The organism is Prauserella oleivorans, from assembly GCF_042685745.1.
Classification (GTDB): domain Bacteria; phylum Actinomycetota; class Actinomycetes; order Mycobacteriales; family Pseudonocardiaceae; genus Prauserella_A; species Prauserella_A oleivorans.
Genome location: NZ_JBHUNT010000001.1, coordinates 3,860,910 through 3,877,761 on the forward strand (window position 1 = coordinate 3,860,910; position 16,852 = coordinate 3,877,761).

At 70.5% G+C, this 16,852-nt stretch carries 17 protein-coding genes; 6 read left to right on the forward strand and 11 right to left on the reverse strand.

Annotated features, from left to right (window positions below):
• Nucleotides 1–40: 40 nt before the first annotated feature.
• The 4 genes from ACFSZT_RS18930 to ACFSZT_RS18945 all read right to left on the reverse strand — a co-directional run bounded on the left by ACFSZT_RS18930 (nt 41) and on the right by ACFSZT_RS18945 (nt 4,488).
• On the reverse strand, nt 41–838 hold the full coding sequence (locus ACFSZT_RS18930) for a putative protein N(5)-glutamine methyltransferase (protein WP_377390872.1): 798 nt from the start codon (nt 836–838) through the stop codon (nt 41–43).
• 161 nt (nt 839–999) lie between these two features.
• On the reverse strand, nt 1,000–1,614 hold the full coding sequence (locus tag ACFSZT_RS18935) for a dihydrofolate reductase family protein (RefSeq protein ID WP_377390874.1): 615 nt from the start codon (nt 1,612–1,614) through the stop codon (nt 1,000–1,002).
• A gap of 679 nt (nt 1,615–2,293) precedes the next feature.
• Complete coding sequence (locus ACFSZT_RS18940; RefSeq protein WP_377390876.1) at nt 2,294–3,355, reverse strand: tyrosine-type recombinase/integrase; 1,062 nt, start codon at nt 3,353–3,355, stop codon at nt 2,294–2,296.
• Between the two features lie 752 nt (nt 3,356–4,107).
• On the reverse strand, nt 4,108–4,488 hold the full coding sequence (locus tag ACFSZT_RS18945; RefSeq protein WP_377390878.1) for a hypothetical protein: 381 nt from the start codon (nt 4,486–4,488) through the stop codon (nt 4,108–4,110).
• 66 nt (nt 4,489–4,554) lie between these two features.
• On the opposite strand from ACFSZT_RS18945, the gene ACFSZT_RS18950 reads away from it, so the two are divergent.
• Entirely contained in the window at nt 4,555–5,364 is an 810-nt protein-coding gene (locus tag ACFSZT_RS18950) for a glycerophosphodiester phosphodiesterase (RefSeq protein WP_377390880.1), read from the forward strand.
• A gap of 12 nt (nt 5,365–5,376) precedes the next feature.
• Here the strand turns inward: ACFSZT_RS18950 and ACFSZT_RS18955 are convergent, their stop codons facing one another.
• Nucleotides 5,377–6,063, reverse strand: coding sequence for a transglycosylase family protein (locus tag ACFSZT_RS18955; protein WP_377390881.1), 687 nt, complete (start codon nt 6,061–6,063; stop codon nt 5,377–5,379).
• 174 nt (nt 6,064–6,237) lie between these two features.
• Between ACFSZT_RS18955 and ACFSZT_RS18960 the strand changes: the two genes are divergently transcribed.
• From ACFSZT_RS18960 to ACFSZT_RS18970, 3 genes are all read left to right on the forward strand, one after another.
• Nucleotides 6,238–7,662: an MFS transporter gene (locus ACFSZT_RS18960; protein WP_377390883.1), complete on the forward strand. Its 1,425-nt coding sequence runs from the start codon at nt 6,238–6,240 to the stop codon at nt 7,660–7,662.
• 27 nt (nt 7,663–7,689) lie between these two features.
• Nucleotides 7,690–8,457: a thymidine kinase gene (locus ACFSZT_RS18965; RefSeq protein WP_377390885.1), complete on the forward strand. Its 768-nt coding sequence runs from the start codon at nt 7,690–7,692 to the stop codon at nt 8,455–8,457.
• Nucleotides 8,458–8,683: 226 nt separating this feature from the next.
• Nucleotides 8,684–9,025, forward strand: coding sequence for an RNA polymerase-binding protein RbpA (locus ACFSZT_RS18970; RefSeq protein ID WP_377390887.1), 342 nt, complete (start codon nt 8,684–8,686; stop codon nt 9,023–9,025).
• Nucleotides 9,026–9,111: 86 nt separating this feature from the next.
• On the opposite strand, the gene ACFSZT_RS18975 is transcribed toward ACFSZT_RS18970, so the two are convergent.
• Genes ACFSZT_RS18975 through ACFSZT_RS18985 form a run of 3 tightly spaced genes read right to left on the reverse strand, consistent with a single transcriptional unit; the run spans nt 9,112 to nt 13,113 of the window.
• On the reverse strand, nt 9,112–9,885 hold the full coding sequence (locus ACFSZT_RS18975; RefSeq protein WP_377390889.1) for a polyprenol monophosphomannose synthase: 774 nt from the start codon (nt 9,883–9,885) through the stop codon (nt 9,112–9,114).
• Nucleotides 9,886–9,897: 12 nt separating this feature from the next.
• Nucleotides 9,898–11,493 carry an apolipoprotein N-acyltransferase gene (gene lnt, locus ACFSZT_RS18980; protein ID WP_377390891.1) on the reverse strand — a complete coding sequence of 532 codons (1,596 nt, stop codon included), beginning with the start codon at nt 11,491–11,493 and terminating at the stop codon, nt 9,898–9,900.
• Between the two features lie 9 nt (nt 11,494–11,502).
• Entirely contained in the window at nt 11,503–13,113 is a 1,611-nt protein-coding gene (locus tag ACFSZT_RS18985; protein ID WP_377390893.1) for an amidohydrolase, read from the reverse strand.
• 98 nt (nt 13,114–13,211) lie between these two features.
• On the opposite strand from ACFSZT_RS18985, the gene ACFSZT_RS18990 reads away from it, so the two are divergent.
• Both ACFSZT_RS18990 and ACFSZT_RS18995 read left to right on the forward strand, forming a co-directional pair.
• Nucleotides 13,212–14,597, forward strand: a complete 1,386-nt coding sequence (locus ACFSZT_RS18990) for a KamA family radical SAM protein (RefSeq protein WP_377390895.1) — start codon at nt 13,212–13,214, stop codon at nt 14,595–14,597.
• A 113-nt stretch (nt 14,598–14,710) separates the two neighbouring features.
• Entirely contained in the window at nt 14,711–15,793 is a 1,083-nt protein-coding gene (locus ACFSZT_RS18995) for a GDSL-type esterase/lipase family protein (protein WP_377390897.1), read from the forward strand.
• Here ACFSZT_RS18995 and ACFSZT_RS19000 read toward each other — a convergent pair.
• From ACFSZT_RS19000 to ACFSZT_RS19010, 3 genes are read right to left on the reverse strand one after another with little or no spacing between them, the layout of a single operon-like run.
• On the reverse strand, nt 15,790–16,089 hold the full coding sequence (locus ACFSZT_RS19000; RefSeq protein WP_377390899.1) for a hypothetical protein: 300 nt from the start codon (nt 16,087–16,089) through the stop codon (nt 15,790–15,792). The genes ACFSZT_RS18995 and ACFSZT_RS19000 overlap by 4 nt on opposite strands.
• Complete coding sequence (locus ACFSZT_RS19005) at nt 16,076–16,306, reverse strand: hypothetical protein (protein ID WP_377390901.1); 231 nt, start codon at nt 16,304–16,306, stop codon at nt 16,076–16,078. The genes ACFSZT_RS19000 and ACFSZT_RS19005 overlap by 14 nt, the downstream gene beginning before the upstream one ends.
• 31 nt (nt 16,307–16,337) lie before the next feature.
• Nucleotides 16,338–16,793, reverse strand: a complete 456-nt coding sequence (locus ACFSZT_RS19010; protein ID WP_377390903.1) for an Lrp/AsnC family transcriptional regulator — start codon at nt 16,791–16,793, stop codon at nt 16,338–16,340.
• Nucleotides 16,794–16,852: the final 59 nt, after the last annotated feature.

Here is a 16,852-nt window from a genome sequence, read left to right on the forward strand (position 1 = left end):
ATTGTCACCGCGCCGACATCCCGGCACGTCCCGTGGTGGCTCAGGTCACGTCGGGTGCGGCCTCGGAGCGCCCGATGACGACGGTGGCTCCGAGTTCCTCCGAGCGCTCCAGCCGGGGGAGCAGGCCGGACTCCGCGAACGCCTCCGCCGCGGGCACCGCCTGCCGCTCGCTCGTCTCGATGAACAACCGGCCGCCCGGGGACAGCCAGTCGCCGACGCCGGCGGCGACCCGGCGGAGCACGTCGAGGCCGTCGGGCCCGCCGTCGAGCGCGACCGCGGGTTCGTGCAACCGAGCCTCGGGCGGCATGGACGCGATGGCCGCCGACGGCACGTACGGCACGTTCGCGACCACGGCATCGACCCGACCTCGCAGCCGCACGGGCAGCGCACGGAACAGGTCACCCTCGTAGACGCGGCCGCCGAGGGCCGCCAGGTTGCGCCGGGCGCAGCGCACCGCGGCGGGGTCGATGTCGACGGCGTGCACCCGGGCGCGCGGCCGTTCCGTCGCGATGGCGACTCCGAGCGCGCCGGAGCCGCAGCACAGGTCGACGACCACGGGCTCGGTGTCGGGCAGGGCCGCGAGTGCGAGCTCCACGACGAACTCGGTGCGCCGCCGGGGAACGAACACCCCGGGCTCCACGGCAATCCGCAGCCCACGGAACTCGGCCCAGCCCACGATGTGCTCCAGCGGCAGACCGGCGACGCGGCGTTCGACGAGCTCCGCGAGCTCGGCCTCGGTCCGCGCCGCGGCGGTGAGCACACGGGCCTCGTCCTCGGCGAAGACGCAGCCCGCCGCACGGAGTCTGGCGACGACGTGGGGCTGGGGGAGTGCTGTCATGGAGTTCCTCCCTGCGACGGATGTCGTGCGCACGAGGGACTGCACACCGCACGGAAACCTACTCCCGGCCTTGGTGGGCCGCGCGAACCGGCAGAGCGTGGCCGGCCACTGGTAGGTGAGTTCCACTGAGCCGCCACTGAGCCGCGAAGGCCCGTTGCTGCTCAGCCGGCCTGATCGCGTTTGCGGTAGCGGATATGGGTGGTCAGCGGGGAGTGAAGCACCTCGACGGGCTCGAAACCGAACGTCTCGACGCCGTCGAACATGCGCTCGCCGCTGCCGAGCAGGACGGGTGCGATGTCGAGGATGAGTTCGTCGATCACGCCGGCGTTGAGTGCCTGCCGGACCGTCGAAGCGCCACCGGCGATGTCCACGCCCTTGCCGCCGGCGGCTTCGAGCGCCTGCGCGTAAGCGGCGTCGAAGCCCTCGGTGACGAAATGGAATGTGGTCCCGCCCTCCATCTCGATCGGTTCGTGGGCGTAATGAGTGAGTACGAAGACCGGGGCGTGATACGGGGGCTCGGGTCCCCACCATCCGTCCCACGGCTCGTTCCACTCACCTCGGATCGGCCCGAACATGTTTCGGCCCATGACGTAGGCGCCGCGCGGGCGCATCAGCCAGCTGCTGGCCGTCTTGTCGGCTTCGGTCGCGCGCGGGTCGCCGATATGCCAGCCGTGCAGCTCGTGGCCACGCTTGCCCAGCGGATCGTCTCGGCTCTGCTCGGGTCCGGCGACGAAGCCGTCGAGCGAGATCGACATGTGGCAGGTGGTGTCGGACAACAGCTTCTCTCCAAAAGTAGTGGTCGCGGGATGCGCAGCGGTCGTCGGAGGCGCATGACACACGTACAGACTGGCGGAGGCGACCGAACTCATCGCTGGTACTGCGCAGGGGCAGTTGACGGCCCGCGGTGGAGCGCTCGGAGGGTTCGGGAGGCGCGGCCCTCAGCTCGCCGCGAACCGCGCCTCCCAGGCATGCCGCCGGAGGCGTTCCAGCGCGTCCTTGCCCACCAGTTCGCGGGCGATCCCATGCCCAGTCACCGAGTGCTCGGATCGCTGCGTGTCCGCCGACACTGCGCTGTGCCGGCGGTGGCGTGTTGGGCTGTCGGAGCGGGGGCACTGATGACATATACCTCCGGTACCCGGCTGGTCGCCCCATACGCGTAGCTACCGGCTCAGCGAAAGATCAGCCAGGAATGCCAAGGCGGCCAAAGCCTTCGGGGACCGCAAGAGCTGCGCACAGCGGTGTGCTGAGGAGTCGACCATCCCGGATTACCCCCTACGGTCCTGCGTGCCCGTCCGCCAGCGACGCCACGAGCTGGAACATGTCGTCCAGCGTGCGCTCACAGCACGAAGGACCGCCGCCGCGAAGCCGCGGCCTGCCGGGGTCAATACCGGAGGCGTTGACCAGGAGCCAATCCGGTTTCACGACCCGTGCCAACCCAGCCGCACCTGTCGCACGTCACTCGCGGGCCAGGGGAGACGTGGAGATCGCCTCCGCGGCGGCGCTCATCGAGTCGTCCATGTACACCGAGGTGGTCGCGAGGCTGGCGTGGCCGGCGATCTGCGCGACGGTGGCGATGTCCACCCCGGCCCTGGCCAGGATCGTCAGCGCCGTGTGCCGCAGCGAGTGCGGTGTCGCACGCCGACCCAGCACCTTGGTGTAGCGCGCGACCATCCGCTGCACGTCCCGGGGGGACAGCCGCCAACCGCGAATGGACACGAACAACGCCCCGGCAGCGTCGTCGATCTTGATCCGTTCGGCCCGGTCGTGCGGGCGTTGGGGGCGCGGGGGAGCGGGACGCTCCTCGGCCAGGTACCGCTCGAGGAGATCATTGGTCGGCCGGGACAGCGGCAGGTCGCGATCCTTGCCTCCCTTACCCCGCACGTGCAGCACCGGCGTGCCGGTTTCCTCGTGCAGCCGGATGTCACTGCGGTTGGCCCCGCACAGCTCCGACACCCGCGGACCGGACTCGACCAGCAACCGCAGGATCGCCTCGTCCCGCAAGCTCAACCGCTGGTCGGCGCGCAGGCTCTCGGGGGCCCGTTCGGCCGGCGCCGTCCGCAAGGTCAACGCCTCGTCCAGCTGCAGCCCGATGCGAGCGCCGGACGCGCGTTTCGGCGCGCGCGGCGGGGTCACTCGCGTGGTGGGATCGATCCGCACGTAGCCCTTGTCCGCCGCCCACCGGAACAATCCACGCACCGCGGCGAACCAGCGCGCCAGCGAGTGTGCACCACGGCCGGGGGGAGTGGAGCCGTCCTCGCCTATCTTCAGGCCCCTGCTGTAGCGGCGATCCGGTGCCTTCGCGATGGTGGTCAGTGCGAATTCCAGGTGGTCGGCCTCGATGGTGTCGAGAACGGTGTCGGCGCCCAGGAGAGTGACGAACTCGCTGAGGTCACGGCGGTAGGCGTGCAGGGTGGTAGCGCTGAGTTGTGAGCGCATCACGCGCCGTTCGAGGATCTCCAGGTACTCCAGGGTCGCATCCCGCACACTGACGGCGGACAGTGCTTTCGGCTCGGCCATCACGATCAAGGTACCAGTTGCGTCGTGGATTAGCCATTACACGACATGGATTTACCCTACTTCAGCGGTTGGAGCCGATCCGAGATCACCTCAACACCCACCGGTTACCCCGCGTCATGACCCGAACTCTGCGCTGACCTGCATCGATGGTTCCGCGGACATCTCTCGGCGGGGCAGGGTGGCCGCCAAGGGTCGGCCCGGCGGACCGACCGAGCCGCTGCGGGAGCCGTGCGACACCAACACGCGTCGCGCCGGAACGCGCTCGTCGTCGTGGGGCCGTCCCGCGCCCCGAACGGGTCCGTCGAGTCCGGGCGCGGTCAGGACGCTGAGCGCGCCAGTCGTGGCCACCAGTGGGCGATCAATCGGTCTCGGCTGGCCGCCGACCTTGATCGAGGACACCTTCCGGGCCTTACTTGACATAATGTCGCTTATCGGCGTTGTGGATCAGTGCCGGTTATCGAGCCGCGGAGACCGTCGGGCCCGATCGGCATCGCCGGCACCATGCACCTCTGGCGGACCGCACCCAGGACACAGCATCGACCGGCAGCCACCCCATCCCGCCCCGGCACACACAGCGCGGCCTGCGACCGCCGCGGGGCCGTGTGAGCGCCCTATCGGCGCCGCAACGACGCCTACAGGGCGCCCTATTCCGAACCGTCCCCGCCTGACTATTTCGTCACCGTGACGTATTGACCGCGCCGCGCGGGATGGCAACGCCTGCCTCGGAGGTGCCGCCGTGTGCCCGATGAGCCTCAGCGAAGCCGCTCGAGGTCTTGCGCCGTGCGCGCCACATCGGCGGCCAGCTTGCTCAGTTCGCCGACATCCGCACCGTCCTCGGCAGCGGTGACCACGTCCTCGGCCGCGCACCGCAGCTGGAACAGTCGATCCTGCAGCGCGGAGATCTCGTCGGCCGACAACACGACGGCGTCCTCGGGTAGGCCGGTCCGCTGCACAGCGGTGCGGCGTTCGTACGCGCGCTGGCGGCACGACTGACCGCAGTACCGCCGCCTGCGCCCCACCGTCCCGGCCTGCTGAAGCCTGCGGCCACACCAGCCACAGTGCTGTGGCACGGGCTTGCGCAGTCGCCGCAATTCGTCACGTGACGCAATAGCGTGTTCTGCCGCTTCGCTCACCTCGCCGACCCTAGCCCGCCATGTCGTCGCCATGACGGGGCCACGCCGGACCGGCACACTGAATGGGTGCCGACCCGTAGCCATCCGTATCTCGCCGGTCCCCTCCCCCGGGCGTTCGCGCACCGGGGCTGGCATCTGGACGACCTGGCCGGACTGGAGAACTCGCTGCCGGCGTTCCGCCGCGCCGTCGACGAGGGGTTCGGCTACATCGAGACCGATGTGCACGCGACCTCCGACGGCGTGGTGGTGGTGCATCACGACGCACTCCTGGACCGCACCACCGACGGCACCGGTCCGATCGCACGGCAGACCTGGCGCACCGTCCAGCGGGCCCGGATCGGCGGCAGCGTGCCGGTGTCGCGGCTGGAGGACGTGCTCGAGGAGTTGCCCGGCGCTCGGTTCAACGTCGACGTCAAAGCCGGTGCGGCCGTGGAACCGTTCGTGCGCACACTGCAGCGGCTTGACGCGTTCGACCGCGTCGCGGGCGCCTCGTTCTCCGACGCGCGGCTCGCCCGCATGCGCAAGCTCGCCGGTCCGCGGCTCATCACCTCGCTCGGGCCGCGCTCGGCGGCCGTGTTGTGGGCCAATGGGTGGCTGCCGTTCCTCCGGCTCGGCTTCCTCAGCCGGGGTGCGATGGCGCAGGTGCCGGTCCGGCAGGGCCGCATGACGGTGGTGGACAGGGCGTTCCTGCGTTCGGCCCGGCACGCCGGGGTCGAGGTGCACGTCTGGACCGTCAACGACAAGCACGAGATGCGCGCGCTGCTCGACCTCGGCGTGCACGGCATCGTCACCGATCGGCCGGACCGGTTGCGCGAGTTGCTCATCGAGCGGGGCGCCTGGCCGTCGTCGGGCGACGACGCCATGCTCGCCGAGTAGCGCGCTCTGGTCTTACCGCGGCGCGGTCCCCTCCCAGGCGGCCTTCCACGTCTTGGGCCCCAGCCTGCCCGAGTCCCGGATTCCGTTGGCCCGCTGCAGATCCAGTACCGCCTGCCTGGTCTCGCCGTAGTAGCAGCCGGTGCCCTGGAAGTCGTAGCCGAAGGCGTTCATCCGCAGCTGGAACGTACGCAGTGCGGGAGCGCAGTCGCCGTAGGCGTAGACCACACCCGGCCACGCTGGCCTGCCCGGCGCCGCCGGTGGCGCGGGCGCAGGTTGCGCCGGCACGCGGCCGCCGATGTAGGCCGAATCCCGGTAGCTGGGCTTGACCTTGCTGCGTGCGTCACTGTCATTGCGCAGTCCGAGCATGCCCGCGCACTCCCACGGCTGCCAGCCCCGCATCCGGTAGAGGTACAACGCGCGGTAGTCCTGTTCGGCGGGACTGGCCTGGTCGGGCCTGCCGGATCCGCCCACGCTGCGCCAGGTCGGGAGATCGAACTGGTAGGCGCCGTAGTAGCCGGTGCCCGTGTTGACGCCGTAGCGGTTGGTGGACTCGCACATCCGCAGTGCCGCCCACGTGTCGGCGGGTGGGTCCGCCGCCGTCGGAACGGCGAGCGCGACCTGCGCCCCCAGTGCCGCCGCGGCGACCAGGAGAAGTTTCCCGATTCCGCGGGCTGCGGCGCGTACCCGGCCTGTATGCATTTCTGCACGGTAAGCAAACCGGACAATTGAACACAAGAGTCACAGGCGAAACTTCAGTATCGCCTACCACATCCGGGGGATGCCGGAACGACACGCGGTGTCCGCCCGGGTTCTCGCGGGTGATCAGCGCGCAGTAATCTCCGCTCACCTCGATATCCCAGCCAGGGAGCCCGCATGACGACAACTCCTCCGGGCCCGGCGCCCGCGGCCGAAGCCCGGGATCGCAAACGCGAACAGCGCGGCTGGTACTTCTACGACTGGGCGAACTCGACGTTCTTCACGTCGGTCATCACCGTCTTCGGTGCCCTGTATATGAGCTCGGTGGCCGCCGACGACGCCAAGGCCGACCTCGCCCGCAACGGTCCGACGCCGTGCATCGACGCCCAGGGAAACGAGAATCGGCTGCGGAACTGCGACATCTCCCTGTTCGGCCTGGAGTTCCCGGCGGGCTCGCTGTGGGGCTATCTGCTCGCCGTGGCCACGGTCGTGCAGGTGCTGGTCCTGCCGATCACCGGGGCGATCGCGGACCGCAGCCAGAACAAGAAGCGGATCCTGGGCCTGTTCGCCTTCCTGGGGGCCGCGGCGTCGGCGCTGCTGTTCTTCGTCGACGACGGCCGCTGGGAACTCGGCGTCGCGCTCTACATCGTCGGCAACATCGGCTACGGCGCCTCGATCGTCACCTACTACTCCTTCCTGCCCGACATCGCGACCCCCGACGAGCGGGACGTGGTCTCGGCGCGCGGCTGGGCGTTCGGCTACCTGGGCGGCGGCATCGCGCTGGCCGCGCAGCTGGCGTTCTACCTGAGCCGGGACGCCTTCGGGGTCAGCGAATCCATGGCCGTGCGGATCTGCTATCTCAGCTCGGGCCTCTGGTGGGCGGCGTTCACGCTCATTCCGCTGCGCAGGCTGCGGGAGCATCAACGTCCGCACGGGGGCGAGCGTGGGTTTGCCCTGCTCGGTGCCGGCTTCGTCGAGCTGCGGGACACCATCCGCGCGGCGAAGGCGTTCCCGCTCACCCTCGCGTTCCTCGGCGCCTACCTCATCTACACCGACGGCATCTCCACGGTGGTCACCGTGTCGGCGCAGTACGGCACGGAGGAACTGCGGTTCAGCGACGAGGTGCTGATCGCGACGATTCTCGTGATCCAGTTCGTCGCCTACGTCGGGGGGATGCTCCACGGTCTCGCGGCCCGGCGTTTCGGTGCGAAGAAGACGATCCTGGGCAGTCTCGTGGTCTGGATTCTCGTCATCGCGTCGGCCTACTTCGTGCAGGAACGCCAGCCGATGCAGTTCTACGCTCTCGCGGTGGGCATCGGGCTGGTGCTCGGCGGCACGAACGCGCTGTCCCGCTCGCTCTACAGCCAGATGATCCCGCCGGGCAAGGAGGCGCAGTACTACTCGCTCTACGAGATCGGGGAACGCGGCACGTCGTGGCTGGGGCCGTTGCTGTTCGCCGCCGTCGGGCAGGCGACCGGGTCGTTCCGGTACGCCATCATCGCCCTGGTGATCTTTTTCGTGGTCGGTTTCGTTCTGGTCGCGCTGGTGCCTGTGAGAAGGGCCATCGCCGCCGCGGGCAACCGGGAGCCTGCCGTGCTGTAGGTGTGGCGGCCGCTAGGGTGCTCCGACGTGACTGCGCTGGAGAACCCAGGAGCCGATCCGACCGACGCCCTCTCGCCGGTGCCCACGTGGGGGTCCCGGCGTGATCTGCCCAGTGTCGGTCAGATCAAGTTCTGGTACGGCCCGATGGACTGTGGCAAGTCGACGCTGGCGCTGCAGATCGACCACAACCTCGCCCGTCAGGGCCGGCAGGGCCTATTGCTGGTCCGGCACGACCGTTCCGGGGCTCCGCGGATCACCAGCCGCATCGGCATCACCCGTCAGGCACTGGAGCTGGAGGGCGATACGGACCTGCGAACGGTGGTGCGCCAGGCGTGGGCGCAGGGCACACACGTCGACTACCTGATCGTGGACGAGGCGCAGTTCCTCTCCCCCTGCCAGGTCGAGCAGCTCGGCGAGCTCGCCGACGAGGCCCGCATCGACGTCTACTGCTTCGGCATCGCGACCGACTTCCGCAGCCGGCTCTTCCCCGGTGCACAGCGGCTGTTCGAGCTGGCGGACGTCTTCCAGCCGGTGCAGGTGGAGGTGTTGTGCTGGTGCGGCCTGCCCGGGCGGTTCAACGCGCGGGTCCGAGACGACGAGGTGCTGCGCAGCGGAGACACGGTGGTCGTCGCGGACACCGCGGCGGGTGATGCCCCGGTGGAGGTGAATCCGGGCGCGACACGCTCTCGGACCGAAACGGCTACGATCCGTTACCAAGTACTGTGTCGTCGGCACTACCGCCTCGGCGATCTTGGGCCGACCGGGTCCGGACGCGGTCAGCTCCGGCTCACCTAGTGTTCCGCATCTAACCCGAATGAGGGACACAGCCGAGAAAACAGGCATGGATGCGTCACGCCGAGACGGTGGCCGTCTCCCTCATAGGAGAAAGGTGTTCCGGGGTGATCCAGCTCATCGATGAGTAAGGACACGGGGTGCGGGGAATTCACCGCACCACCTACGTCGTTGCACTGGGTGAGCATCACCCTGGCTCCTGCCCGGGAGCCGACTGAAAGGACTCATCATGGCCGACCGTGTTCTCCGTGGAAGCCGGTTGGGAGCGGTTAGCTACGAGACCGACCGCAATCACGACCTCGCCCCGCGGCGCACCGTTCGTTACTCCTGCCCGAAGGGGCACGAGTTCGAAGTGCCGTTCTCGGACGACGCCGAGATCCCTTCCCTGTGGGAATGCCGTCTGCACGGAAGTGAGTCGGAGATCGTCGAGGGCGGGCAGCCTGAGCCCAAGGAGGTCAAGCCTCCGCGTACGCACTGGGACATGCTGTTGGAGCGCCGGTCGATTCCTGAGCTCGAGGAGCTGCTCAACGAGCGTCTCGCCGAGCTGAAGGCTCGCCGGGGCCGGGCGTAACGCCACAACCTTCCGCTCCCACCACAGACGGAGCCCCCGCGTCCTCGCGACGCGGGGGCTCCGTGCTGTTCGGGTCTGCGGGCAGGTCAGCGGACGAAGCGGCCCAGCAGACGGCGCAGCTGGCCGGCGCGGTGCTCGGCGCCCCACTGGGCGACCCGCAGCATGGCCTCCACCACGATCGACCCGCTCATCTTCGACTGGCCGACCTCCCGTTCCGTGAAGGTGATCGGCACCTCGACGATGTCGAAGCCCTCCTGGGCCGTGCGCAGGGTGAGGTCGATCTGGAAGCAGTAGCCCGCCGAGGCGATGTCGTCCAGCGGCAGCTTGCCGAGCACGGCCCGCCGGTAGGCGCGGAAACCCGCGGTCATGTCGTTGACCGGGACGCCGAGCGCGAGCCGGGAGTAGATGTTGGCGCCCCGGGACAGCAGTTCCCGCCGTTTCGGCCAGTTCACGAGCGCACCGCCGGGCACGTACCGGGAGCCGATGACGAGATCGGAGTCGGCGAGCGCGTCGAGGATGCGGGGCAGGTCCTCGGGTGCGTGGGAGCCGTCGGCGTCCATCTCGACGAGGGTGGCGTAGTCCCGTTCCAGTCCCCAGCGGAAACCGGCGATGTAGGCGGCGCCGAGACCTGCTTTCTCGGTGCGGTGCAGGACGTGGATCCGGTCGTCGGTGGCGGCGAGCTTGTCGGCGAGCTCACCGGTGCCGTCGGGACTGCCGTCGTCGACGACGAGCACGTGGACATCGGGCAACGTCGTGTGCAGTCGCCGCAGGAGTGGCGTGAGGTTCTCCCGCTCGTTGTAGGTCGGGATGATCACCAGCACGGGGTCGGTCGACGCCCGATGCTGTGTGTCCTCCGCCATGCTGCTCCCCTTCTATCGCGTGTCGTCGGCACTCGAGCGGCGCGTGCGCACGCCGAGCACGATCCCGGCGACCACCGCGGCGAGTGCGGCCCCCACCAGCACGTACTCGGTCCACGCGCCGAGTCGATCCGACAGCGTAGTCTGCTGCCGCAGCGGCACGTCGCCCACCAGTGACGCCGCGGTGAACAGGTCCGTCTGTCCGGTCACGCTACCGTCCGGCTGCACGATGGCGCTCACGCCGCTCGTCGCGGCCACCACGACGGCGCGGCCGTGTTCCACCGCCCGCAGCCGGGACATGGCGAGCTGCTGGTAGCTCATCTCCCCCGGCCCGTACCAGGCATTGTTGGTGGGCACGACGAGCAGCTGCGCACCCGCGTCGACGGCCTCGCGGGAGACGTAGTCGTAGGCGACCTCGTAGCAGATGACGGGCCCGGTGCGGGTGTTCGCGACGTCGAGGGTGGCTGGGGCGCCGCTGCCCCAGCGCATGTCGCGGGTGCTGTCGACGAAAGGCGTGAACCAGCGGGCGATGGTCCGCATGGGTACGTACTCGGCGAAGGGCACCAGTTCCTGCTTGGTGTAGTGCTCGCCCGCACCCCGGCCCGGCCGCCAGGCGAACACGGCGTTCTCGGTCTTGCCGTCGGGTGCGCGGTAGGCGGCACCGACGAGCGTGGGCACCCCGAACTCGTCGACCAGGGCGTCCAGCGCAGGGTCCGGTCCGCCTGCCTCGGTGGCGGTCTCCGGCCAGACGACGAGGTCGGGCCGGGGCAGCCGGCCCTCGGCGATCCGGTCGGCGAGCCGCGCGCTCTCGTCGAGGTGGTTGGCGCGGATGATGTCGCGGCTGCCGAGGAGGTCCAGGCCGATGTCGGGCGCGTTGCCCTGGACGACGGCGACGGTGCGGGTGCCGGCCTCGGGTGCGGTGCCGACGGCCGGCCACACGGCGAGCCCGGTGAGCACGGGTAGCGTGGCCGCCGCGAGCGGGCCCGTCCAGCCGAGGGTGGGGCGGAGTCCGCCGCGGCGGAGACGCACGATCAGCTGCGCCAGGCCGAAGCCGGTGAGCACGACGGCGAAGCCGACGAGCGGGACGCCGCCGACCGATGCCAGCGCCAGGTACGCGCCCTCGGGCTGGCTGAAGCCGACCCGGCCCCAGGGGAATCCGTTGACCGGCCAGCGGGAGCGACCGGCTTCCTGCAGGAGGAACACGAGTGCCATCCACACGGGCGCGCCCGGCAGGCGCGCGGCGAAGGGCATGAGCGCGCACGCGGCGGCCACGTAGACGGCGAGGACGGTGGACAGGCCGAGCCACGGGGCGGAGCCGAAGTCGTCGCCGAGGAAGTCCTCGATCCAGATGAGGTGCGGGAGAAAGAACGCGAGTCCGAACACGAGGCCGTAGCCCGCGCTCGCCCACACCCGGCGGCCGTGCAGGACGAGGCCGAGCCCGGTGAACGCCAGGGGCGCGAGCCACCAGAGGTCGCGTGGGGCGAACGCGGCAGCGAGCACGAACCCGGATGCCACCGCGAGGGCCAGCCGCGCGAGCACGGGCAGGATGCGGCGCCGGCGGGGCACCGCGCTGGGGGCGGTGGAGGTGGGCGCTTCGGCCGCGGCGGTCACCCGTCCAGCCTATGGGGCGGAGGTGAAGCGGTCGTAGATCACCTCGCCCGCGCGGACGGTGCGCAGGCACCGCGGCAGCGGCGTGCCGGGGTCGAGGGGCGGGAGGCCGGGCACCTGGGACCTCGGGTCGGTGGACCAGCGCTGGACGCGGGTGTCCGGGGTGGCCACCACGAGGTCACCGGATTCCCAGATGGCGTAGTGGGCGGGCGCGCCGGGGACGAGGCTTCCGGTCACGCCGTCGTTGACACCGGCGGCGCGGTGCCCGCCGCGGGTGTGGGCGTTGAACGCCGCTCGTGCCGAGATGCCGGAGCCGGGAGTGCGGTGGTGCACGGCGGCGCGGACGCTCTCCCACGGGGCGAGGGGGGTAACGGGTGCGTCGGAGCCGAACGCGAGCACCACGCCCTCGCTCGCGAGCATGGCGAACGGGTTGAGCCCTGCGGCGCGGTCGGCGCCGAGCCGGGTGGCGTACATGCCGTCTCCTCCGCCCCACGCGGCGTCGAACAGCGGCTGCATCGACGCGGCGACGCCATAGGCGGCCAGTGCCCTGGCCTGCTCGGCGTCGACCATCTCGACGTGCTCGAGGCGGTGCTTGCCGGTGGCGAGCGCGCGCCTGCCGACGGTCTTCTCCGCGCGCGTGAAGCCGGTGACGACCTCGGCCACGGCGGCGTCCCCGATGACGTGGAAGCCGGCCTGCAGTCCGGCCTCGGTGCAGGCGATGAGGTGCTCGGCGATGGCGTCCGCGGTGAGGTAGCGGACGCCGGTGCTGTCGGGCCGGTCCGCGTAGGGCTCGTGGAGCGCGGCGGTGTGGGAGCCGAGGGCGCCGTCGACGAAGAGGTCGCCCGCGAGCCCCCGCGCGCCGAGACGGCGGGCCGTGTCGACGGCCCCCGGCTCGCCCCAGTAGGCGACGACCTCGGGCATCCCGGGTGCGTCGGCCAGTGCGAGGAGGTCGAGCAGATCCTGTTCGCCGGAGATGTCGGGACCCGCGCACTCGTGGACACTGACGATGCCGGCCGCGGCGGCGGCGCGCAGGAATGTCTCCTGGGCACGGCGGCGCTGGGCGGGGGTGACGGCGGCGCGGGCGGCGGCGCGGACCAGGTGGTGGGCATCTCGCGTGAGCGGGCCGTCGTCCGACCAGCCGGCCGTGTCGCGCACGCCGGCCGCGAGGTCGGCGAGCGCGCTCGACACGAGGGCGGAGTGCACGTCGACTCGGCTCAGGTAGACGGGGTTACCGCCCGCGGCCTCGTCGAGCTCGGCGCGGCTGGGCAGACGCGGATCGGTCCAGGCCGACTCGTCCCAGCCGTGGGCGAGCAGCACCTCGCCCGGGGTGACGGCCGCGCGGACGGCGGCGAGGAGCTCGCCCGCGTCGCGGACGCCGGTGAGGTCCAGTCCGGTGAGGTGCAGGCCCGTGGCGGTGGCGTGCACGTGGGCGTCGACGAACGCGGGGGCGACGAAGGCGCCGTCCAGGTCGACGATCTCGGCGTCCGGGTGCAGTGCCTGCCCGGGGCCGTCCTGACCCACCCAGACGACCGTGCCGTCGGTGACGGCCATGGCGGTGGCGTCGGTGGAGGACGGGGTGTGGACGCGGCCGCCGAGGAGGAGCGTCGTCGTGCTGGTACTCACGCCGTGCAGTCTGCCAGTACGTTCGTCGCGAGAAGATTTGCATCTGTTCGTTGGTGTGACAGGATATTTTGGCGACGTTCTCGATTTGAGGAGCAGAAGTGACTGCGATCCAGGAATCTGCTGCCGCCCCCATCGACACCGGCGAACAGCCGTACGAGTACGCCAGGGCCGAGCTGGTCGAACCCGATTGGCGACGGTTCCCGGGCTGGCGGACCGTGACCGAGGCCGAGTGGCGCGACGCGCAATGGCAGCGCGTGCACTGTGTACGCAACATCAAGCAGCTGCGCGCCGTGCTGGGCGACCTCCTCGAGGACCGCTTCTACGACGACCTCGTGGCCGACCAGCAGCAGCGGGCCACGATGTCGATGCTGCTGCCGCCCCAGATGCTGAACACGATCGCTCCCCACGCGGGCTCCGATCCGCAGAAGATCACCGAGGCGTTCTACGCCGACCCGATCCGCCGCTACATGCTGCCGGTGCACAGCGACCGCGACCCGGACTGGCCGAGCCACCCGCACTCCGAACGCGACTCGCTGCACGAGGCGGAGATGTGGGTCGTCGAGGGACTCACCCACCGCTACCCCACCAAGGTGCTCGCCGAGCTGCTCTCGACCTGCCCGCAGTACTGCGGCCACTGCACCCGCATGGACCTGGTGGGCAACTCCACGCCCCAGGTGGACAAGCACAAGCTCGAGCTCAAACCGGTCGACCGGCAGGACGCGATGATCGACTACCTGCGCCGCACCCCCGGCGTGCGCGACGTGGTGGTGTCGGGCGGTGACGTGGCGAACGTGCCGTGGCACCAGCTGGAGGCGTTCCTGATGCGCCTGCTCGACATCGAGACCGTGCGCGACATCCGCCTGGCCACCAAGGCGCTCGCCGGGCTGCCCCAGCACTGGTTGCAGCCGAAGGTGGTGGAGGGCCTGGCCCGCGTCGCCGGGACGGCCCGCAGGCGCGGGGTCAACCTGGCGATCCACACGCACGTCAACCACGCGCAGTCGGTGACCCCGCTCGTCGCCGAGGCGGCACGGACAGCTCTCGAGGTCGGCGTGCGGGATGTCCGCAACCAGGGCGTGCTGCTGCGCGGCGTGAACGGGACCGCGGCCGACGTGCTCGACTTGTGTTTCGCGCTGCAGGGCGAGGCAAACATCCTGCCCTACTACTTCTATCTGTGCGACATGATCCCCAACGCCGAGCACTGGCGGCTTGCGGTGTGGGAGGCACAGGAGCTGCAGCACGCGATCATGGGCTACCTGCCCGGGTACGCGACGCCGCGCATCGTGTGCGATGTCCCCTACGTCGGCAAACGCTGGGTGCATCAGCTCGCCGAGTACGACCGCGAGCGCGGCATCTCGTACTGGACGAAGAACTACCGCACCGGCATCGAGCACGACGACCCGGACGCGCTGCGCCGCCGCTACCCCTACTACGACCCGATCTCGACGCTGCCCGAGAGCGGGCGCCGGTGGTGGGCGACGCAATGACGTCGTGATCCGGCGCTCGTCCGGATGCCGGGGGCCGTGGCCGCAGGCGCGGAGAGGCTCGACCCTGTCGCGGCCCACCGCCCGGTGCCCGTTTTTCTCTAGACTGATCGGCGATGGCCAGATCTCGCTGGTGGCTCGGTGCGCTCGCCTTCGTTGGTGTGTCACTCCTCGTCGCGGTGTTCGTATTGGTGGGCGAGGACGGGCCGCCGCCCGGGGAACCGCCCGGGCCGCCTGGCCGGGGTCCGCTGACCGTCGTGGCGCTCGGCGACAGCACGATGTCGGGTGAGGGCGCCGGCGACTACACCCCGGCTACCAACGGCCGGAACGGCAACTGGTGCCACCGCTCCCCGAACGCCTCGGTCCATCACGTCGAGCTGACCGGCATCGTCAAGAGCGTGAACCTGGCCTGCTCCGGTTCCCCGGCGGGGCACGTGGCGCTCGGCGACGTCGAACAGTGGACTGAGCAGTCGCAGGCGCGCCGGCTGGCCACGCTGGTCGAGAACCACCGGGTGGCGGCCGTGGTGGTCGCGGTCGGCGCCAACGACGACCCGCACTTCTCCCGTCTCATCTCGGAGTGCTTCACGTCCTGGTTCATGGACGACGGCAGCCCGTGCAGCGAGCGGATCAAGACCGACTGGCCGTCCCGGATCGACCGCATGGTCCCGAAGGTGGTCGCCGCGCTCGAGGACGTCCAGAAGGTCCTCGCCGCCGCCGGCTACGACCGCGAGGACTACGACCTGGTGTTGCAGTCCTACGCGTCGCCGATCGGCCCGGACATCCCGGAGAGTCTCCGCAACCTCGACGGCTGCCCGTTCCGCAAGGAGGACCTGCGCTGGGTCAAGTACACCGGCGCGATCTCACTCGCAGCGGGACTGCGGGAGGTTGCGGCCCAGACCGGCGTGCGGTTCCTGGACCTCTCCCGCGCCGGCGACGGGCACGAGGCGTGCACCGGAGGCGCCGACCCCAGCTCGGAGTGGTTCACCCGGTTCACGGTGCAGTGGGACGACCTGCAGAGCGCCGAGCGCGCCACGCATGCCATTCAGGAGTCGTTTCATCCCAACGCCGCCGGCCACGCTCAGTTCGGGCGGTGTCTGAGCGAGTTCCTCGCCTCCAACGACGAGTCCGCGGCCTGCCTGGAAGGCGAGGACGGCCACCTGCACGCCGCGCCGTCGGTGGTCGCCCAGCGGCAGGGCTAGAGATCGAGCGCGGCGCGCAGTGCGCTGTCGATCTGCTCCTGGACGTCGTCGCCGATCGCGGCGATCCGCTCGACCAGCCACGGCCGGTAGATCCGCGTGACGTGCAGGGTGGAGACCCAGAACCGGCCGTCCACGGCGACGCCCAGGATGTCCTGAGGATCCTCCTCGAGCAGGTCGGTGCCGAGCAGCCACGGCCGCTCGGACTCGTTCACGCCGTCCGACGACAGCAGCAGGACCGCGCGGGCACGGGACGGATGTGTGGGTGGGCGGTACGTCCAGACCTCACCCCTCCGCACGCAGCTCCTCCAGCGCGGCGGCGATCTCGGCTTCGTCGGCGGTGGCGGCTGTCTCGCCCGGGTGGCCGGGTGCGGGCCGGTATCCGGTCCGCACGGCCTCGCGCCGCGCCGCCTTCGACAGCCACGAGGAGACGGAGACGCCGTGCGCCTTGGCGGCCCGCTCCGCGAACTCGAGCGCCCCGGCGTCCAGGGACAAGGTGACCTTCCGAGTTGCCATACCTTTTACCGTACCGCTGGGCGGGCCGGATTCACAGTGTCGGCGAGCGCCCCTCGAACGGCGTGGAGAGCACCACGGTCGTGCGGGTGGAGACCTTCGCCGCCTCCCGGATCCGCCGCAACAGATCCTCCAGGGCCAGCGGCGAGGCCACCCGCACCAGCAGGATGTAGGACTCGTCCCCCGCTACCGAGTAGCACGACTCGATCTCGCGGATGTGCTCCAGGCGCTGCGGGTAGTCGTCCGGCGCGGCCGGATCGTTGGGCGTCAGCGAGATCAGCGCCGTCAGCGGCAGACCGATCTGCTCGCCGTCCAGCCTCGCCGTATAACCCCGGATGACACCGCGCTGCTCCAGCCTGCGCACCCGCTGGTGCACCGCCGACACCGACAGCCCCACCCGCTCGGCCAGGTCGGTGAAGCTCCGCCTGCCGTCCGCGGCGAGCTCGGCCACGATCGCCTTGTCCAGCGGCTCCAGTCCGGGCGCAGTCATTCCGCCGCCTCAGCGGGAAGGAGTGCCTCGGCGGTACTTGCCGCCGCCTCAGCGGGAAG

What these genes read in the sequence shown, in the direction of transcription:
- ACFSZT_RS18930 (WP_377390872.1), bottom strand. Translation starts at nt 838, where the DNA reads ATGACAGCACTCCCCCAGCCCCACGTCGTCGCCAGACTCCGTGCGGCG.
- ACFSZT_RS18940 (WP_377390876.1), bottom strand. Translation starts at nt 3,355, where the DNA reads ATGGCCGAGCCGAAAGCACTGTCCGCCGTCAGTGTGCGGGATGCGACC.
- ACFSZT_RS18955 (WP_377390881.1), bottom strand. Translation starts at nt 6,063, where the DNA reads ATGCATACAGGCCGGGTACGCGCCGCAGCCCGCGGAATCGGGAAACTT.
- ACFSZT_RS18960 (WP_377390883.1), top strand. Translation starts at nt 6,238, where the DNA reads ATGACGACAACTCCTCCGGGCCCGGCGCCCGCGGCCGAAGCCCGGGAT.
- ACFSZT_RS18970 (WP_377390887.1), top strand. Translation starts at nt 8,684, where the DNA reads ATGGCCGACCGTGTTCTCCGTGGAAGCCGGTTGGGAGCGGTTAGCTAC.
- ACFSZT_RS18975 (WP_377390889.1), bottom strand. Translation starts at nt 9,885, where the DNA reads ATGGCGGAGGACACACAGCATCGGGCGTCGACCGACCCCGTGCTGGTG.
- ACFSZT_RS18995 (WP_377390897.1), top strand. Translation starts at nt 14,711, where the DNA reads ATGGCCAGATCTCGCTGGTGGCTCGGTGCGCTCGCCTTCGTTGGTGTG.
- ACFSZT_RS19005 (WP_377390901.1), bottom strand. Translation starts at nt 16,306, where the DNA reads ATGGCAACTCGGAAGGTCACCTTGTCCCTGGACGCCGGGGCGCTCGAG.
- ACFSZT_RS19010 (WP_377390903.1), bottom strand. Translation starts at nt 16,793, where the DNA reads ATGACTGCGCCCGGACTGGAGCCGCTGGACAAGGCGATCGTGGCCGAG.